The following is a 17,144-nucleotide window of genomic DNA, read 5'->3' on the forward strand; positions in this document are numbered from 1 at the left end:
ATGGAAACCTGGAGCCTCAACCACCCCGAATACGGCCTGATCGAGGTCCGCGTCGGTTTCGACCGCGACTTCGCCGCAGAGGACGCAAGCTGGCCCGGCGAGGAGGCGGACAAGCCGGGCACCCTGGCGACGGCGGAGAGTTCGTTCAAAGAGCGGATCCAGCTGTGGTCGAAAAACCCCACCGAGCGCATGGAGGTGCGCGTCGACGGCGCGGTGCAGCACCGCTACAACGACGTCAACAGCACCCGTCTACCGCTGTTCGGCGACGGCCCGAAAGACGAGCTGGAAACACCGATGCTGGTGGGACTCGACCGTTCGAAGCCACACCTGAAGCTGCGGGTCAGTGGCTTGGATGAGCTGCTGAGCGTGGAGTTCCGCGAAGGCGACACGGTGGTGGAGTTCGACCCGCCCGCCGGCTCACGCGGCGCGCACCGTCGCGAAACCATGGAGTCCAGCGAGCTCAAACGCACCCTGATCCCCATGGCCGAAGGCTTGGGCAAGGGCGGATGGGCGCTCGCCGTGCTGCTGCTCGGCCCAATCCTCTCCCGGTTTCTCAAGTGGTTGCTGGGTTTTCTGCCTGACTGGGACCTGCCGGACCTCCCCGATTGGCAACTGCCCCACATGAACCTGCCGGTACCTGAGCTGCCGGAGCTTAATTTGCCCCTGCCCGACATCAACTGGCCAGATCTCGACCTGCCCGAGGTGCCCGAGTGGGTGCTGTGGCTGCTGGAGTACACCAGGATTTGGTTGCCGGTGGTCATCGGCATCGTCGCCGGCGTGGTCGTGCTGCGCAACCATAAACGCTCCGAGCGAGAAAAAGCCGCCTGGCGCAACCACCAGGCGGAGGGAAAGACGGAGACGGATTAGACGCCGGCGGCGGCCTTGAGGTCGTCGACCTTGTCGGTGCGTTCCCACGGCACGTCGATGTCCGTGCGGCCGAAGTGGCCGTACGCGGCAGTTCGCGCGTAGATCGGGCGCTTGAGGTCCAGTTCGCGGATGACCACCTCCGGGCGAAGGTCGAAGACCTTCTCCACCGCCTGCTGGATGCTCTCGTCCGTCTGCCCCTCGGTGGCGGTGCCGAACGTCTCAACGTATAGGCCCACCGGGTTCGCGCGGCCGATGGCGTACGCCACCTGCACCTCAACGCGCTCCGCCAGGCCCGCGGCGACGATATTCTTAGCCACCCAGCGCATCGCGTACGCGCCGGAACGGTCCACCTTTGAGGGATCCTTGCCGGAAAACGCGCCGCCGCCGTGGCGGGCCATGCCGCCGTAGGTGTCCACGATGATCTTGCGGCCGGTTAGGCCTGCATCACTCATGGGGCCGCCCTGGATGAAGGAACCGGACGGGTTGACCAGCACCTTGGTGTCCTCGCGGTAGTAACGCTCCAGGTCGGCGTCCTTGAGCACCCAGTTGATCACGTGCTCGCGCAGCGCCGCCTCCAGCGGCTCGCCGGTGAAGTCCGGGTCGTGCTGCGTGGAGATGACGATCGTGTCAATGAATGCCGGGGTCTGGCCGTCGTAAGCGAAGGTCACCTGGGTCTTGCCGTCCGGGCGCAGCCCATCCACGATGCCCTCGTGGCGCACCTGGGACAGCCGGCGCGCCAGGTGGTGCGCCGTGGAGATCGGCAGCGGCATGAACTCCGGGGTCTCGTTGGTGGCGTAGCCGAACATCAGGCCCTGGTCGCCCGCGCCGGTCTGGTCCTCCGCGCCGGTGGAGGTGTTCTCGCGGACCTCCTGGGAGGTCACCACGGAATCGTGGATCTCCGCCGATTGGTCCCCGATCGCGATGTTCACGCCGCAGCTGCGGCCGTCGAAGCCGACCTCGGAAGAGTCGAAGCCGATCTCCACCAGTTTCTCGCGCACGATCCGGGCGATGTTTGAGTAGGCGGAGGTACGCACCTCTCCCACCACGTGTACCTGGCCGGTCGTGGCGAGGGTCTCCACGGCCACCTTCGCGTCCGGGTCCTGGGCGAGCATGTCGTCCAGGATCGCGTCCGAGATCGCGTCGCAGATCTTGTCGGGGTGGCCCTCAGTGACCGATTCGCTTGTGAACAAGCGGAAGTACGTATCAGTGGACAAAGCAGTCTTTCCTTTGCATCTGGGCGGACGGGTTGCGTTCCGGCGCACCTGCTGGGCGGCTCAGCTTTACACGGGCTGAAACGGGAACGGCACGTCGTTAAGTCATGCCCACGATAGACCAAGCTGTCTAAATGTGCAATCTCACAGCGCGAGACGCTCTATCGCGTCCCAGATGTGTACCGCCACCTCGTGCTTAGTGCCATCCGGAATCTCCTCCTCGCCACCGTCGGCGCTGAGCAGCCAACCCCGGTTGCGGGCCTGCCCGAACACGCCGCCGCCGGCCACGGAGTTGAGCATGAGCATGTCCGCGCCCTTTCGCTTGAGCTTCGCGCGGCCGTTTTCCAGCTCGTTGTCCGTCTCCGCGGCGAAACCGATGATGGTCGAGGCGACCTGCCCCGCCTCGCGCATGTCCACGAGGTCCTTGAGAATGTCCGGGTTCTCCGTGAGCCGGATCGTGGACAACGCGTCGTCCGCCTGCCCCTTCTTCAGCTTCGTGTTCGCTTCCGCTTCTGGACGAAAATCTGCCACCGCGGCCGCCATGATCACCACGTCAGCGTCCGGTGCGCGATCCACCATCGCCTGCCGCATCTCCCGGGTGGAGCCGACCTTGACCACCTCCGCGCCCGACGGCGGTTCCAGCTCGTCGGTCGCGCCCGCCACGATGGTCACCTTGGCGCCGCGCTGCGCGGCGATGTCCCCCAGGGCGTAGCCCTGCTTGCCGGAGGACCGGTTGCCGATGTAGCGCACCGGATCGATGTTCTCCTGGGTGCCACCCGCGCTGATCAGCACGCGCTTGCCCGCAAGCGTCCGAGCGAACGCATTCGCGCCGTTCGTACGCAGCACAGTACGCGCTAGCTGGGCGATCACATCCGGCTCCGGCAAGCGCCCAGGGCCGGTGTCTCTACCCGTGAGCCGCCCGTGCGCGGGTTCGAGCACGGTAATCCCGCGCTCGCGCAGCGTTGCGACGTTTACCTGCGTCGCTGGGTTGAGCCACATCTCCGTGTGCATGGCAGGCGCCAGCACCACCGGGCACGTAGCCACGAGGATTGTGGAGGTGAGCAGGTCGTCTGCTCTCCCGGCGGCCACCCGAGCAATCAGGTCCGCCGTCGCGGGCGCGACGACGATCAGATCCGCCTCCTGTCCTACCCTCACATGCTGCACCTCGTCCACGCGGGTGAATACGCCGGTGTCCACCGGGTTGCCGCTCAGCGCTTCAAACGTGGCAGCGCCAACGAAGTTCAGCGCGTTTGTGGTCGGAATGACGCGGACCTCGTCCCCCGCCTCCTTGAAGTTCCGAACTAGGTGGCACGCCTTGTACGCGGCGATCCCGCCGGATACTCCAATGACTACGCGCAGCGGCTGCGTCGGGTTCTGGGCCGGGTTCTGGGCTTCGCTCATGAGCCCCAAGCATACAAAACCGCCGCCGCCCAGCGGTGTTGCTGGGCGGCGGCGGTGACCTACCGTGCGCTACTGCTGCGCGACAGGCTTACTGGCCTTCCTCGTGCTCGAGCAGGCCAGCCTCGATCTCGCGCAGAGCGATCGACAGCGGCTTCTCGCCCGGCTCCGGGGAAACCAGCGGTCCCACGAACTCGAAGACACCGTCCTCGGAATTCTGGTAGAAGCTGTTGATCTGGCGGGCACGCTTCGCTGCGAAGATGACGAGCGCGTACTTCGACGACACTTTCGTCAAAAGCTCGTCGATCGGGGGCGCCGTAATGCCCTCCGGAGTGTCGTAGACGTTGTCCTGCTGAGGGGTTTCCTCGGCAGCGGACGTCTCGGACAGATCCTTAGTTGTGTTGCTCACGTGTAACCCACTCGCTAACTGTTGTTGGAAGATGTGCCTTGAAGAATGCCGGCGATGGCCGCCACCGCCGCATCCACGTCGTCGTTGACCACCACGGTGTCGAATTCGCCCTGAGCGTCGAGCTCCTTCCGGGCGGTGGTGAGCCTGCGCTCAATCACCTCGGGAGTCTCAGTGCCGCGCCCGGTGAGGCGCTGAACGAGCACGTCCCACGACGGCGGCGCCAAAAACACGGTCCGTGCTTCCGGCAACAGTCGCTTGATGTTGCGTGCACCTGCTAGGTCAACTTCGACGAGAACGGGCCGCCCGGCTTCCATAGCCTCCTGCACCGGACCGGCAGGGGTGCCGGAGCGCTGCAGGCCTCCGTGAATGTCGGCCCACTCCAGCATCTCTCCGCGGTCAATTCGGCCCTGGAAGTGTTCGGGGGTGACAAAGAAGTAGTCCTTACCGTCCACCTCACCCGGACGCGGTGCGCGGGTAGTCATGGAGACGGAGAAGTACAAATCCGGTACGGCACTGCGAAGGCCGCCCACCACCGTCGACTTTCCCACCGCAGACGGGCCAGCCAGGACGACCAGCTGTCCGCGGGGAGCCACCTCGGACACGTTTAGTTCTCTTCGTAGCCGAAGCGCTCGAGCAGCGCGCGACGCTGACGGTCACCGAGGCCACGCAGACGACGGGTCTGAGCGATCTCCAGCTCCTCCATGATCTCGCGAGCCTTGACCTTGCCCACCTTCGGCATAGCCTCGAGGAGTGCGGAGACCTTGGTCTTGCCGATGATCTCGTCGGTGTCAGCCTTGTCCAGGACGTCCTTCAGCGTGGTCTCGCCGCGCTTGAGGGATGCCTTCAGCTCGGCACGAGCCTTGCGGGCCTCAGCAGCCTTCTCAAGTGCTGCCTTGCGCTGCTCATCGGTCAACTGTGGAAGTGCCACGGGTTCCTCCATGTGATAGTTACGAACATTTATCCAGTCCGACATGTGCCGGATCCGGGGCGCACTCCGCCGAATATCATCGGTGCAATTCGCCACGTTCGGCACAGTCTAACACTGCTTTTCTCTGCAACGGTGCTGCGGAGCGCGTTATGCACCGCATTTCTCCACGTCACCGTGCGACGGAATTAAACTACCAGGGATTTTGCTAGGCGGTAAATGCACCCTAGCCTTTCGCCTGTTTCCCCAGGTCAGACACACGTTTACGCAGCTCAGCGACTTCCGGCCCTGCCGCGAGGACGGAGCGGGAAACGCTGGGGAAAACGAGGTGCCCCACCTCACCCGCAATCGCTTGGGCATCGTCCATCGTCGCTCCTTGGGCACCCACGCCCGGCATCAGCACCGGCGCGTTCAGCTGATCCAGCACCGGCGGGTTTTGCACAGTCGCGCCGACGACCACACCGACGTGCCCAATGTATTCAGCATCGTCGCCACGGTTGTACTCCGCGCACTCATCCACCATCCGCTGCGCGAGCATCTTCCCGTCGATAGTGCCGGTCTGCAGCGCCACCGCCTCCGGGTTGGAATTGGCGGCCATGACAAACACGCCTTTGCCGTGCTGGGCCGCCAGCTCGATCGCCGGGTCGAGCGAGCCAACACCAAGGTACGGCGTCAAGGTCATCGCGTCGGCCTCCAACGGAGAACCCGGCGCTAGCCAGGCCGCCGCGTAGCCCGCCATCGTGGACCCGATGTCGCCGCGTTTCGCATCGGCGATTACCAAGGTGCCGCTCTCACGCAGTTGCGCGAGCGTGTCCTCGAGCACCGCGTATCCGGCTGAGCCGAAGCGCTCGAAAAACGCCACCTGTGGCTTGACCACCGCGGCGTGGCCGGCGAATGCCTCCACACAGGTCTCGGAGAACGCCCGCAGACCCTCGACGGTGTCTTCAAGCCCCCACTGTGCAAGCAGCGCGGCGTGAGGGTCGATGCCCACGCACAGACGGCCATACTCCCGCCCGGCCTCAACGAGGCGCTCGCCGAAGCCCTGTGCCGTCATTACTTCGCCTCCGTCTTGCCGTGCTCGAGCTCCTGCAGGCTGGTCACGGAGAACTCCTTGGCGCGGGTCGCCTCGATGCCCTGCACTGCTGCGGTGACGCCCTGCACGGTGGTCATGATGGCCACGTCTGCGATAACGGCCGCCGCGCGGATGTCGTAACCGTCGTGGCGCGCGCCTGCGGAGCCAGCTGGGGTGTTCAACACCAGGTCGATCTCGCCATCCAGGATGCGGTCCACAATGGACTTCCCCTCAGCGCCCTCACGCACCTGTGATCCCTTGAGCACGACCTCGCATTCGATGCCGTTGCGGCGCAGCATCTGCGCCGTGCCCTCCGTTGCCAGGACCTTGAATCCCATGGTGGACAGGCGCTGGATCGGGAAAATCAGGGTGCGCTTGTCGCGGTTGGCAAGCGAGACAAACACAGTGCCTTCGGTAGGCAATTCGCCGAATGCCGCGGCCTCCGCCTTAGCGTACGCCATTCCGAAGGACGGTGCCAGGCCCATGACTTCGCCGGTAGATTTCATCTCCGGGCCGAGGATGGTGTCCAGCAGCGCGCCGTCCGGGCGGCGGAACCGGGTAAACGGCAGCACCGCTTCCTTCACCGCGATCGGGTGCTCCAGCGGCAAGGATCCGCCGTCGTAGTCGGACGGGATCAACCCTTCGGTACGCAGCTGCGCAATCGTGGCACCCATCATGATGCGCGCGGCTGCCTTGGCCAGATGCACGCCGGTGGCCTTGGACACGAACGGCACGGTGCGCGACGCGCGCGGGTTGGCTTCGATGACGTAGAGGATGTCATCCTTGAGCGCGAACTGCACGTTCATCAGGCCCTCGACGCCAATGCCGTGCGCGAGAGCTTCTGCGGAACGGCGGACCTTGGCAATGTCGTCCGGCCCCAGCGTCATCGGCGGCAGCGCGCAGGCGGAGTCGCCGGAGTGGATGCCGGCTTCCTCGATGTGCTCCATCACGCCGCCGAGGTAGACGTCCGTGCCGTCGCAGAGCACGTCGACGTCGATCTCGATAGCGTTGTCCAAAAAGCGGTCCACCAGCACCGGGTGGTCCGGGGACAGCTCGGTGGCGCGGTTGATGTAGTCGCGCAGGTTGTCCTCGTCATAGACAATCTCCATGCCGCGGCCACCTAGCACGTAGGAGGGGCGCACCAGCACCGGGTAGCCAATGCGGTCCGCCACCTCGCGTGCGCCTTCGAAGGTGGTGGCAGTGCCGAAGGCCGGCGCCGGCAGGTTCGCCGCGTCGAGCACCTTGCCAAACTCGCCGCGGTCCTCCGCCATGTCAATGGCCTCGGGGGAAGTGCCGACCACGGGCACGCCGGCGTCTTCAAGCTGCTGCGCCAGACCCAGCGGCGTCTGGCCGCCGAGCTGCACGATCACGCCTGCGACGGTGCCGGTGGCGGCCTCAGCGCGGTAGATCTCCATGACATCTTCGAACGTCAGCGGCTCGAAGTAGAGGCGGTCAGCGGTGTCGTAGTCGGTGGAAACGGTCTCCGGGTTGCAGTTGACCATCACCGTCTCGTAGCCCACACGCGACAGCTCCAGCGCAGCGTGCACGCAGGAGTAGTCGAACTCGATGCCCTGGCCGATGCGGTTCGGGCCGGAGCCGAGGATGATGACCTTTTCCTTCTCGCTGCCGCCCGAAGAAGCAACAACCTCGGATTCGGCGTCCGGGTCGAGCTCGTAGGCGGAGTACAGGTAAGGCACCTTCGCGTCGAACTGGCCGGAGCAGGTGTCCACCGTCTTAAACGTCGGGGTAATGCCCAGCGACCAGCGCAGCTGGCGCACACCGGACTCCCCCGCCAGCTCCGGGCGCAGCGCGGCGATCTGGGCGTCGGACAGGCCAAACGCCTTCGCTTCGCGCAACAGCTCGGCGTCGAGCACCGGGGCGTCGAGAAGCTGCTGCCTAAATTCGATGAGTGCGACGAGCTCCTCCAGGAACCACGGGTCGATGCCGGAGGCTTCGTACACTTCGTCCACGCTGGCGCCGAGGCGCAGCGCGAGCTCCACGTCGTAGAGGCGCTTGTCGGTGGGCACCTTCAGGTCCTCGAGCACCGCGGCGACGTCGGTGGCGCGCTCGCCAGCGAAGTACTCGTCCGGGCGGGTCCAGAAGCCGTTCGGCTTGTCCTCCATCGAGCGCATGACCTTGTTCAGGCCCTGGATGTAGTTACGGCCGATGCCCATGGCCTCGCCCACCGCCTTCATCGACGTGCCCAGGGTCTCGTCGGAGCCCGGGAACTTCTCAAAGGCAAAGCGCGGCATTTTCACAATGACGTAGTCCAGCGACGGCTCCGCGAGCGCCGTGGTCTCCCCGCCGGTCATGTCGTTGGGGATCTCGTCGAGGGTGTAGCCGATGGCGAGCAAGGTGGCCATCTTCGCAATCGGGTAGCCCGTGGCCTTGGACGCCAAAGCAGACGAACGCGACACGCGCGGGTTCATCTCGATTGTGATCATGCGGCCGTCTTCGGGGTTGATGGCGAACTGGATGTTGCAGCCGCCCGTTTTCACACCGACTTCGCGGATGATGGCCTTGCCCTGCTCGATCATGGTGGTCACCTCAGGCTCGGTCATGGTCAGCACCGGAGCCACGGTGACGGAGTCGCCGGTGTGCACGCCCATCGCGTCCACGTTCTCGATGGTGGCGACGGCGATGCAGTTATCCGCGGAGTCGCGGATGAGTTCCAGCTCGATTTCCTTCCAGCCCAGGATGGATTCCTCGATCAGCACGTTCGCCTCCGGCGAGGCCACTAGGCCGTCGCCGGCGATGCGGTGCAGATCGACCATGTCGTAGGCCAGGCCGGAGCCGAGGCCGCCCATGGTAAACGAGGGGCGCACCACGCACGGGAAGCCCAGTTCCGCGACGGTTTCCTCGACCTCTTCCATGGTGTAGCACACGCGGGAGCGGGCGGATTCGCCGCCGATTTTCTCCACGATGTCCTTGAACTTCTGGCGGTCCTCGCCGCGCTCGATGGCCTCGATGTCGGCGCCGATGAGCTCCACCCCGTGCTTTTTCAAAATGCCAAGGCGATCCAGCTTGATCGCGGCGTTCAGGGCGGTCTGGCCACCGAGCGTGGGCAGGATCGCGTCCACCGGGTGGCCCTGCTCTGCCTCGCGGGCGAGGATCCGGTCGATGTAGCTGGGCTCAATCGGTTCCACGTAGGTGTGGTCGGCGAACTCCGGGTCGGTCATGATCGTCGCCGGGTTGGAGTTCACCAGCGTTACCCGCAGGCCCTCGTTTTTGAGCACGCGGCACGCCTGGGTGCCGGAGTAGTCGAACTCGCAAGCCTGGCCGATCACGATCGGGCCGGAGCCGATGACCAGGACGTGGTTTAAGTCGTTGCGCTTCATGTGTGTATCTCCTGGTCTTTCTCTTAGGCTTCGTGCTTATCGACGGTGACCTGGCCCCGCACCGTCTTTCCCTCGCGGGCGGCGTTTGCCAGGTGGCGGACGAGCTTGCGGGTGTCCACGCCCCACAAGCCGGTGACACCCTGCGCCGCAAGCTCTTCGGCCAGGGTGCGCTGGGCGTTGTGGTTGGAGGCAATGCGCGCGACGTCGCGCACGATGACGGCTGCGGCGGTGATCTCGGTGCTGCCGGACGCGCCCTCGCCGGTCCAGCCGACGTTGCCCACCTGCGGGGAGGCGAAAACAAGGATCTGGCCTTGTCGATTGGCCTCGCACAGTTCGCGCTCGTAGCCGAACATGTCGGCGGTGAAGGCGACCTCGCCGGCGATCTCGTCCGAGGTGTTTGCTGCGGGCGTCGCCCCGAAAACGAAGCCGGGGAAGGCGGAGCCGTCGTCAAGCACGAGCGTCGCGCGCGTGCGCTGGGGTTGCTTGGTGGTGTTGTCAAACATGGTTTACGCCTTCTTCGCGTCGTAGGTTTGGGTGCCGCGCAGCCAGGTGCCAACCACGCGGGCCGAAAATTCGATGTCTTCGTACGGGGTGTTGGATGCCTTGGACGCCATCTCATCGCCGTGGGCGGTCCACGGCGACTGCGGGTCCACCAGCACCAGGTTGGCCGGCTCACCGACGTTGATCGGTCGGCCCTGGTCTTCAAGTCGCAGGATCTCAGCCGGACGCTCGCTCATGACCTTGGCCACGAAGCGCCAATCGGCCTCGCCCGACTCCACGAAGATGCGGTGGACCACGGCCAAAGAGGTCTCCAGGCCGAGCATGCCGGGCTTGGCGTGCTCGAACTCCACGCACTTGTCCTCGGAGCCGTGCGGGGCGTGGTCGGTGGCGACCACGTCAACGTTGCCGTCGAGAAGCGCTTGCTTGAGCGCTTCGGCGTCGCGGGCCTCGCGCAACGGCGGGTTCACGCGGAACAGGCCGTCGTAGGTGGCGAGCTTCTCGTCGGTGAGCATGAGGTGGTGCGGGGTGACCTCGGCGGTGACGTCGATGCCCTGGTTCTTAGCAAAGCGCAGAAGCTCCACGGTGCCCTCGGTGGAGGCGTGGCACAGGTGGTAGCGGCCGCCGTAGTCGCGGGTCATGATCGCGTCGCGCGCCACAATGGACTCCTCCGCCACGCGCGGCCAACCGCGCAGGCCCAGGCGCGCGGCCTGCTCGCCCTCGTGGGCGACGGAGCCCTCGGTCATGCGGTGGTCCTCGGCGTGCTGCGCGAGCACCACGTCGTGCGCCTTGGCGTACTCGATGGCGCGGCGCATCAGCTGCGGGTCGTTGACGCACTTGCCGTCGTCGGAGAACATGCGCACGCCGCTGCGGGACATCAGCCCGATCTCGGTGAGCTGCTCACCCTTCAAACCCTGGGAAATGGAGCCCACCGGGTAGACGTCGCACTTGCCGTACTCCTGGCCCTTCGTCCACACCGCCTCAGCGAGGAACGGCTGGTCGATCACTGGGGAGGTGTTGGCCATGGTGAACACGGCGGTGAACCCGCCCTTGGCCGCGGCGTCAGAGCCGGTGGCGATCGTCTCAGTGTCCTCGCGGCCCGGCTCGCGCAGGTGCACGTGCATGTCCACCAGGCCCGGCAGCAGCACGTTGCCCCCGCAGTCCACGACCTCGTCCGCGTCGTCGAAGGGGTTCTCCCCGACCGCGTCGATCACGCCGTCGGTGACATCGATGAGAATGTTGGTCACGTCCTCGCCGTACGGGCGGACGTTGTTCAAAGCGAGCGTGGTCACTTGATGGCTCCTTCCTCAGCGCTGCCCCGCTCGTCAGAGCTAGCCAGCAGGGTAAACAGCACGGCCATGCGGGTGTAGACACCGTTGGAGACCTGGCCCAGCACCACGGCGTTGTCGCGGTCCGCGACATCGAAGTTGATTTCCATGCCGCGCAACATCGGGCCCGGGTGCATGATCAGCGCCGAGTCCTTCATGCGGTTCGCGCGGTCCTTGCTCAGCCCGTACAGGGTGGCGTACTCGCGGTGCGACGGGAAGAAGCCGCCGTGCATACGCTCAGCCTGCACGCGCAGCATCATCACCACGTCCGCCTGCTCGACCTCGGCGTCGAAGTCGTGTGACACGCGCGCCGGCCAGTACTGCACCCCGGTGGGCAGCAGCGTCGGCGGGGCCACCAGCACAACCTCGGCACCGAGCGTGTACAGCAGGTCCACGTTGGAGCGCGCCACGCGCGAGTGCAGGACGTCGCCAACGATGAGCACGGTCTTGCCCGCCACGTCGCCGATGTGCTGGCGCATGGTCACCGCGTCCAAAAGCGCCTGGGTGGGGTGCTGGTGCTGGCCGTCGCCAGCGTTAATGATGCTGGTTTCCGGCAGCCACTTACGCAGCAGCTGCGATGCGCCCGAAGCCGGGTGGCGCATGATGATCGCATCCGCGCCGATCGCCTCGAGGGTCGCGGCGGTGTCTTTGAGCGACTCGCCCTTCTTCACCGACGACGAGGACGCGGACAGGTTGATCACGTCCGCGCTCATCCATTTGCCCGCGGTCTCAAACGATGACCGGGTGCGGGTGGAGTTTTCATAGAACAGCGTCATCACCGTGCGGCCACGCAGGGTGGGCAGCTTCTTAATCTCGCGGCCGTCCAAGGCTTCGCGGAAACGGTCCGCCTCGTCCATCAGGCCGACAATTTCCTCGCGGGACAGATCCGCGATGTCGATCAGGTGCTTCATTTCGTGCCTCCCTCTGCAGGCCTGGACAGGGTGACCCGGTCCTCGGCATCGAGCGGCGTCAGCGACACGGTGACGTCCTCGTCCTTCGAGGTCGGGATGTTCTTGCCCACGTAGTCCGCGCGGATGGGCAGTTCTCTGTGGCCGCGGTCCACCAGCACCGCCAGTTGGATGGCTGCGGGGCGGCCGATGTCGCGCAAAGAATCCAGCGCCGCGCGGATGGTGCGGCCGGAGTACAGCACATCGTCGACCAGAATCACCACCGCCCCGTCGATATCCACCGGGATATTGGTGGGCCGCAGGGCGCGGTGGGGGCGGTTGCGCAAATCATCGCGGTACAGCGTCGTGTCCAGGCTGCCCACGGGGATTGCCACCCCGGAAAATTCTTCAACGGCTACTGCAATTCGCTGTGCCAGCGGCACTCCCCCGGACGGAATTCCCAAAAGCAGAACCTGTGGGCTGGTCTCATCGTCCAACGCCGTTTTCTCAATAATCTGATGCGCGATGCGTGCAACAGTGCGGCCGACGTCTTGAGCGTTCAGCAACTCGACGGTCGACCGTTCGTTCTCACTCATCGAACCTCCTTCCCCGCCTCACAGTGCGGAATTTAAAGGATTTCGAACCGGCCCCACTTGCCGGGGCCGTGTGTAGTCTTGGGACCGCGTTTCACCTTAGCACCTGCATGTATAAACCGGGAAGGATTCCATGGGCATCCGCGCTGAGTACACCCTGCCTTTCGACCGCGACACCGTATGGCGCTGGCACACCCGCCCGGGCGCCGTCACCCGCCTCACCCCCGGGTTCCTGCCAATGCGGGTGCAAAGCGAAGCGGCGTCGATACGCAATGGCACCACTGTGTTCCGCCTCCCCGCGGGCCAGCAGTGGGTCGCGCGCCACTGCGCCGACGGCTACATCGCGGGCGGCCAGTTCACCGACGTCGCAGCGAACCAGCCGCTGCGCGCGGCTACCGGTTGGCGCCACGTGCACCGTTTCGAGGACGTAGGTGAGGGCACTTTGCTTATCGACGACGTCACGGCCCGCATCCCGCAAGCCCTGCTGCGTCCAGCCTGGGCCTACCGCCAGCGCCAGTTGGTGGAAGACCTGCGCTTCATCGCCTCCCTGCCGGATACTGCCCCGAAGACGGTGGCCATGACAGGTTCCAGCGGCCTCGTCGGCACTCACCTGCGCGCGCAACTGACCACCGCCGGGCACACCGTGATCCCGCTGGTGCGCGGCTCAGCGGGCCCGGGCGAGCGGCACTGGGACATGGACGATCCAGCACCTGACCTGCTGCGCGGCGTCGACGGGGTGATCCACCTCGCGGGCGAGACAATCATGGGCCGGTTCACCGAGGAAAAGAAGCGTAAGATCCGCGACTCGCGGGTAGAACCCACCCGCAAGCTCGCCCGCTTGGCCGCGGACTCCGGCGTGGACGTCTTCGTCGGCGCCTCCGCGGTCGGCTACTACGGCACCGAGGCCGGAAGCGTGCCCCGCACCGAAACTGACGGTCCCGGCGAAGGTTTTCTGGCCGAGGTCTGCAACGCCTGGGAAGAGGCGGCACGCGTCGAGGGGTTACGCAGCGTGCACATCCGCACCGGCCTGGCGCTTTCCAGCGCGGGTGGACTACTGCCGGTGCTCAAGGCCAGCGTCAATGCGGGACTCTCCGCGCGGTTCGGGCGCGGGGATTTTTGGATGAGCTGGGTGGCGCTGGACGACCTCACCGATTTCTACGTGCGCGCGCTCCTGGACGGCACCGTCTCCGGGCCCGTCAACGCCACCGCCCCGGAACCTGTGACCAACGCCGAACTGTCCTCCACCCTTGCACGTTTGCTGCGCCGGCCGGACCCGTTTCCCATCCCGACGTTCGGCCCGAAACTGCTGCTGGGCGAAGAAGGCGCGCACGAGCTCGCGCTGGCGGACCAACGTGCCCTTCCCACCGTGGCGGCCGAGCGCGGCTGGCGGCTGCGCTACCCCACCCTCAACGCCGCCCTGCGCCACCAGTTGGGCCGCGAGCAGCTGCTAGTCTCGCAGGCGTGACTACTGATCAAACCGAAGAGCCCGTCCAGCCGAGCGAGCACCCCGAACGCAACGTGACCGAGAAGGTCACGCCTGAGGCCGTCGCCGCGATCTTCGAGGAAGAAAACCTCGAGTACCGCATCGAAGACCAGGTGGTGCGCTCCGGCTTCATCAACGCCGCCATCGTGGTCGCCATCGACGGCGACCACCTCGTGTTCGAAGCACTGTGGCGCGGCGAGTTCCCCCGCGAAATGGCGCCGAAAGTGCTTTACGCCTGCAACGAGCACAACCAGACGCATTTCGCGCCTACCCTGCGCTTCTTCGAGCGCGGCGAGGATCAGCTGGCCATCAGCGCCATCCGTTCAATGCGCATCGCCGAGAGCGCGTCGTTCAACCAGCTTGGCGCCTTCATCGTCAGCTCCATCGACGCCACTTTGCAGGCCTTCGACTTTTTGAAGAACACTTTCCCCACCGTTGTCACCTGGGAGGAGCCGCAGTAATGAGCAACGCAACGCTCGTGACCATCGACCGCGTGATCAAGGCCATGGCAGGCCACGACGTTGAGGTCGCCGACGACCCCTCGGGCCGCGCGGCCCACGCCAACGTCAACGGCTACAACCTTCTTTTCGTGCTGCTGGATTCCGTGCTCATCGTGCGCGCCGACTCCGTCACCGACACTCCGGCCGACACCCCGGACGCCACCTTGTACCTGGCGGCGAACCAGGTCAACAGCTCCTACCTGGATGCCCGCGCACTCGTGGTCAACCGCACCGAGAACCTCGTCGTGCGCACCGAGTCCGAGATCCAGGTCGGCGCGGGGCTTGCCGACGACCAGCTCTCCAACGCGCTCAAGGCCGCCGTCGACGGCGTGCTGGCCACCCAGGACGCGATGCGCGCCCTGGTCAGCGAAATCCAGAAGCAGGCCGAAGCCGCAGACACCGCCCCGGCAGACGGCGAAACCGACTCCGCCGACTAGGAGTTCTCCAGGCGCTCCAGCTCAACCTCGGGGTCAAAGTCGACGGCAGGCCACTCGAGGTTGAGCGACTTTAGAGCGTCGAAAAGCAATGCCTTGACCACCGTGCGGCAGTACTTCTTGTTGTCGGACGGGATGCAGTACCACGGCGCGACTTCGGTGGACGTGCGCGTCATGGCGATCTGGTAGGCGGCCATGAACTGGCTCCACAGCTTGCGGTCCTCGATGTCACTCGGGTTGTACTTCCAGTGCTTGTCCGCCCGCTCGATGCGCTCTTTGAGGTTCTCCGCCTGGAACTCGCGCGAGATGTGCGGCATCACCTTGATGATCTTCGTGCCGTTGGCCGCCAGCTCGCTTTCAAACTCCACGATCGCACCGTAGCGGCGCTCAATCTCCTCCGGCGGCGCCATTTGCTTCACGCGCTGCACCAGCACGTCCTCGTAGTGCGAGCGGTCGAATACCGCGATCTGTCCCGGCTTGGGCAGGTGCGGAGTAAAGCGCCATAAGAAGTCGTGCGCTGCCTCCTCCTCCGTCGGGCGCCCGAAGCCCTGGACGTGCACGCCCTGCAAGTCCATGGTCGCGCCGATAACGTGGCGAACAATACCGCCTTTGCCGGCCGTGTCCATGCCTTGCAGCACCAGCAGAATCGAACCGGCATTATCGTTGCCGGCGCGGCCGTTGGCGAAGAGCATCTCCTGCAGCTCATCCAGGTCGTCGTCGTAGTCGTTGAAGGCGTCGTCCACGTCCGAGACGCCTGGGGTGGCGGCCGGGTCCACGTCCGCGAGCTGAAAATCGGGGCCAACGAAGAACTGTTTGGCTTCCTCGACGGTGAGTTTCGACATGTCGGTTCCTTTCGGTGGTGTTCGGTATAGAAGTCGAGTAAAGGAGGTCGAGTACGCCGCTCAATGGGCGTGAACTCGACCTCCTCTACTCGACTTTCTGCCGGGGCCCGGTACTAGCCGCGGGTCCCGTCCGTCGCCGGTTCCCCGGCCTCCAAGTCCTCGGTGGACTCGGCGATCTCGCGGTCGGTGGCTGCGTCGGTGTCCTCCGCCTGCTCCAGCCCGAGGTCCTCCGAGTGCTCATCGGTGGGGGCACTCTCGTCCTCAACCGGGTAGGCGTCTTCCGCTCCCTCGCCGGCAAACGGCGAGTTGGATGCCGCACGTTGCGCGATGCCGTCGAGCACGACGTTGATGTACGGCGCTGCCTGGGCCCCGGAGTACTCGGCGGCCATCTCCACGCCCTCAGCGATGGACACGGGTGCGTCGACCTCGTCGTTGAAGAGAATCTCCCATGCGGCAACGCGAAGAATCTGTCGGTCAACGGCGGGCAGGCGGAACAGCTCCCAGTCCTCGGAGAGGTGGCGCTCGATCGCGTCGTCGAGGTCGTCCAGCTTCTCCGCGGCACCCGCGACAATGGTTCGGGTGTAGTCCGCTACCGGCGCGACGGCGTTGAGCGGGTTCTGCGACAGCTGCGAACGGTCCTCAACGATGGCGACCGGGTCGATGTCGCGGGTTTCCGCCTCAAAAAGAATGTCTACTGCCCGGCGGCGTGCACGGTAACGCGCGCCGTGTCGTTTGTAATCGGGCATTAGTTGTTCACGCGAGACAGGTACTCGCCGGTGCGGGTGTCCACCTTGACCACGTTGCCGGTCTCCAAAAACAGCGGCACCTGGATCTCGGCACCAGTCTCGAGGGTGGCCGGCTTGGTGCCGCCGGAGGAGCGGTCGCCCTGCAGGCCCGGCTCGGTGTGGTCGATCTTCAGGTCCACAGAAATCGGCAGCTCCGCAAAGAGCGCGTCGCCCTCGTGGAAGGACACCTGCACGCGCATGTTCTCCAGCAAGAAACGGGCGGCATCGCCGAACTTCTCCGCCGGCAGCTCGAACTGCTCGAAGGTCTTGTCGTCCATGACAACGTAGTTGGTGCCGTCGTTGTACAGGTAGGTCATGTCGCGGCGGTCCACGGTCGCGGTCTCCACCTTCACGCCCGCGTTCCAGGTCTTCTCCACGGTCTTGCCCGAAACGACATCCTTGAGCTTGGTGCGCACGAACGCCGGACCCTTACCCGGCTTCACGTGCTGGAATTCGACAATCTGCTGCAGCTTGCCGTCGTTCTTCAGCACCAGGCCGTTCTTAAAATCGGCGGTAGTTGCCATCTTGAGTACCTTCCTCCTGGGAGTATCGGGGCGTGTACAAACACAGCAAT

General features: G+C 65.4%; 18 protein-coding genes. 4 read left to right on the top strand and 14 right to left on the bottom strand.

The genetic code is table 11. The annotated features are described in order from the left end of the window. Window positions 1-867: a hypothetical protein gene (locus CIHUM_RS06130; RefSeq protein WP_034998879.1), complete on the top strand. Its 867-nt coding sequence runs from the start codon at window positions 1-3 to the stop codon at window positions 865-867. Here CIHUM_RS06130 and metK read toward each other — a convergent pair. The 11 genes from metK to pyrR all read right to left on the bottom strand — a co-directional run bounded on the left by metK (window position 864) and on the right by pyrR (window position 12,529). Then, window positions 864-2,081, bottom strand: coding sequence for a methionine adenosyltransferase (metK, locus tag CIHUM_RS06135; RefSeq protein WP_034998877.1), 1,218 nt, complete (start codon window positions 2,079-2,081; stop codon window positions 864-866). The genes CIHUM_RS06130 and metK overlap by 4 nt on opposite strands. 141 nt (window positions 2,082-2,222) lie before the next feature. Continuing rightward, the gene (gene coaBC / locus CIHUM_RS06140; protein ID WP_034998875.1) at window positions 2,223-3,479 is read right to left on the bottom strand and encodes a bifunctional phosphopantothenoylcysteine decarboxylase/phosphopantothenate--cysteine ligase CoaBC; all 1,257 of its coding nucleotides are present in this window, start codon (window positions 3,477-3,479) and stop codon (window positions 2,223-2,225) included. An 88-nt stretch (window positions 3,480-3,567) separates the two neighbouring features. Further along, complete coding sequence (rpoZ, locus tag CIHUM_RS06145; protein WP_289624555.1) at window positions 3,568-3,864, bottom strand: DNA-directed RNA polymerase subunit omega; 297 nt, start codon at window positions 3,862-3,864, stop codon at window positions 3,568-3,570. Between the two features lie 35 nt (window positions 3,865-3,899). Further along, a complete protein-coding gene (gene gmk / locus CIHUM_RS06150) occupies window positions 3,900-4,487 on the bottom strand; it encodes a guanylate kinase (protein WP_034998871.1) in 588 nt (195 codons plus the stop codon). A gap of 2 nt (window positions 4,488-4,489) precedes the next feature. Further along, window positions 4,490-4,813 carry an integration host factor, actinobacterial type gene (gene mihF, locus CIHUM_RS06155; RefSeq protein WP_034999332.1) on the bottom strand — a complete coding sequence of 108 codons (324 nt, stop codon included), beginning with the start codon at window positions 4,811-4,813 and terminating at the stop codon, window positions 4,490-4,492. 223 nt (window positions 4,814-5,036) lie between these two features. Then, entirely contained in the window at window positions 5,037-5,864 is an 828-nt protein-coding gene (pyrF, locus tag CIHUM_RS06160; protein WP_034998870.1) for an orotidine-5'-phosphate decarboxylase, read from the bottom strand. Beyond that, window positions 5,864-9,220 carry a carbamoyl-phosphate synthase large subunit gene (carB, locus tag CIHUM_RS06165; protein WP_034998868.1) on the bottom strand — a complete coding sequence of 1,119 codons (3,357 nt, stop codon included), beginning with the start codon at window positions 9,218-9,220 and terminating at the stop codon, window positions 5,864-5,866. Before carB ends, pyrF begins: the two co-directional genes overlap by 1 nt. A 23-nt stretch (window positions 9,221-9,243) precedes the next feature. Further along, window positions 9,244-9,723, bottom strand: a complete 480-nt coding sequence (locus CIHUM_RS06170; RefSeq protein WP_034998867.1) for a carbamoyl-phosphate synthase domain-containing protein — start codon at window positions 9,721-9,723, stop codon at window positions 9,244-9,246. Between the two features lie 3 nt (window positions 9,724-9,726). Then, on the bottom strand, window positions 9,727-11,010 hold the full coding sequence (locus CIHUM_RS06175) for a dihydroorotase (RefSeq protein WP_273680161.1): 1,284 nt from the start codon (window positions 11,008-11,010) through the stop codon (window positions 9,727-9,729). Next, window positions 11,007-11,957 (bottom strand): aspartate carbamoyltransferase catalytic subunit, encoded by a 951-nt coding sequence (locus tag CIHUM_RS06180; RefSeq protein ID WP_034998865.1) that lies wholly within the window; start codon window positions 11,955-11,957, stop codon window positions 11,007-11,009. The genes CIHUM_RS06175 and CIHUM_RS06180 overlap by 4 nt, the downstream gene beginning before the upstream one ends. After that, window positions 11,954-12,529: a bifunctional pyr operon transcriptional regulator/uracil phosphoribosyltransferase PyrR gene (pyrR, locus tag CIHUM_RS06185; protein ID WP_034998864.1), complete on the bottom strand. Its 576-nt coding sequence runs from the start codon at window positions 12,527-12,529 to the stop codon at window positions 11,954-11,956. The genes CIHUM_RS06180 and pyrR overlap by 4 nt, the downstream gene beginning before the upstream one ends. 130 nt (window positions 12,530-12,659) lie before the next feature. On the opposite strand from pyrR, the gene CIHUM_RS06190 reads away from it, so the two are divergent. Genes CIHUM_RS06190 through CIHUM_RS06200 form a run of 3 tightly spaced genes read left to right on the top strand, consistent with a single transcriptional unit; the run spans window position 12,660 to window position 14,946 of the window. After that, entirely contained in the window at window positions 12,660-13,991 is a 1,332-nt protein-coding gene (locus tag CIHUM_RS06190) for a TIGR01777 family oxidoreductase (protein WP_034998863.1), read from the top strand. Further along, complete coding sequence (locus CIHUM_RS06195; protein ID WP_034998862.1) at window positions 13,988-14,470, top strand: type III secretion system chaperone family protein; 483 nt, start codon at window positions 13,988-13,990, stop codon at window positions 14,468-14,470. The genes CIHUM_RS06190 and CIHUM_RS06195 overlap by 4 nt, the downstream gene beginning before the upstream one ends. Further along, window positions 14,470-14,946, top strand: a complete 477-nt coding sequence (locus CIHUM_RS06200) for a YbjN domain-containing protein (protein WP_034998860.1) — start codon at window positions 14,470-14,472, stop codon at window positions 14,944-14,946. Before CIHUM_RS06195 ends, CIHUM_RS06200 begins: the two co-directional genes overlap by 1 nt. Here CIHUM_RS06200 and CIHUM_RS06205 read toward each other — a convergent pair. The 3 genes from CIHUM_RS06205 to efp form a co-directional block, all read right to left on the bottom strand. Next, window positions 14,943-15,785, bottom strand: a complete 843-nt coding sequence (locus CIHUM_RS06205; RefSeq protein ID WP_034998858.1) for a PPK2 family polyphosphate kinase — start codon at window positions 15,783-15,785, stop codon at window positions 14,943-14,945. The two genes, CIHUM_RS06200 and CIHUM_RS06205, sit on opposite strands and share 4 nt — an antisense overlap. A 113-nt stretch (window positions 15,786-15,898) precedes the next feature. After that, the gene (gene nusB, locus CIHUM_RS06210; protein WP_273680162.1) at window positions 15,899-16,531 is read right to left on the bottom strand and encodes a transcription antitermination factor NusB; all 633 of its coding nucleotides are present in this window, start codon (window positions 16,529-16,531) and stop codon (window positions 15,899-15,901) included. After that, window positions 16,531-17,094 (bottom strand): elongation factor P, encoded by a 564-nt coding sequence (gene efp / locus CIHUM_RS06215; protein ID WP_034998857.1) that lies wholly within the window; start codon window positions 17,092-17,094, stop codon window positions 16,531-16,533. The genes nusB and efp overlap by 1 nt, the downstream gene beginning before the upstream one ends. Between the last annotated feature and the right edge of the window lie 50 nt (window positions 17,095-17,144).

This window comes from Corynebacterium ihumii, from assembly GCF_028609825.1.
Lineage (GTDB): Bacteria > Actinomycetota > Actinomycetes > Mycobacteriales > Mycobacteriaceae > Corynebacterium > Corynebacterium afermentans.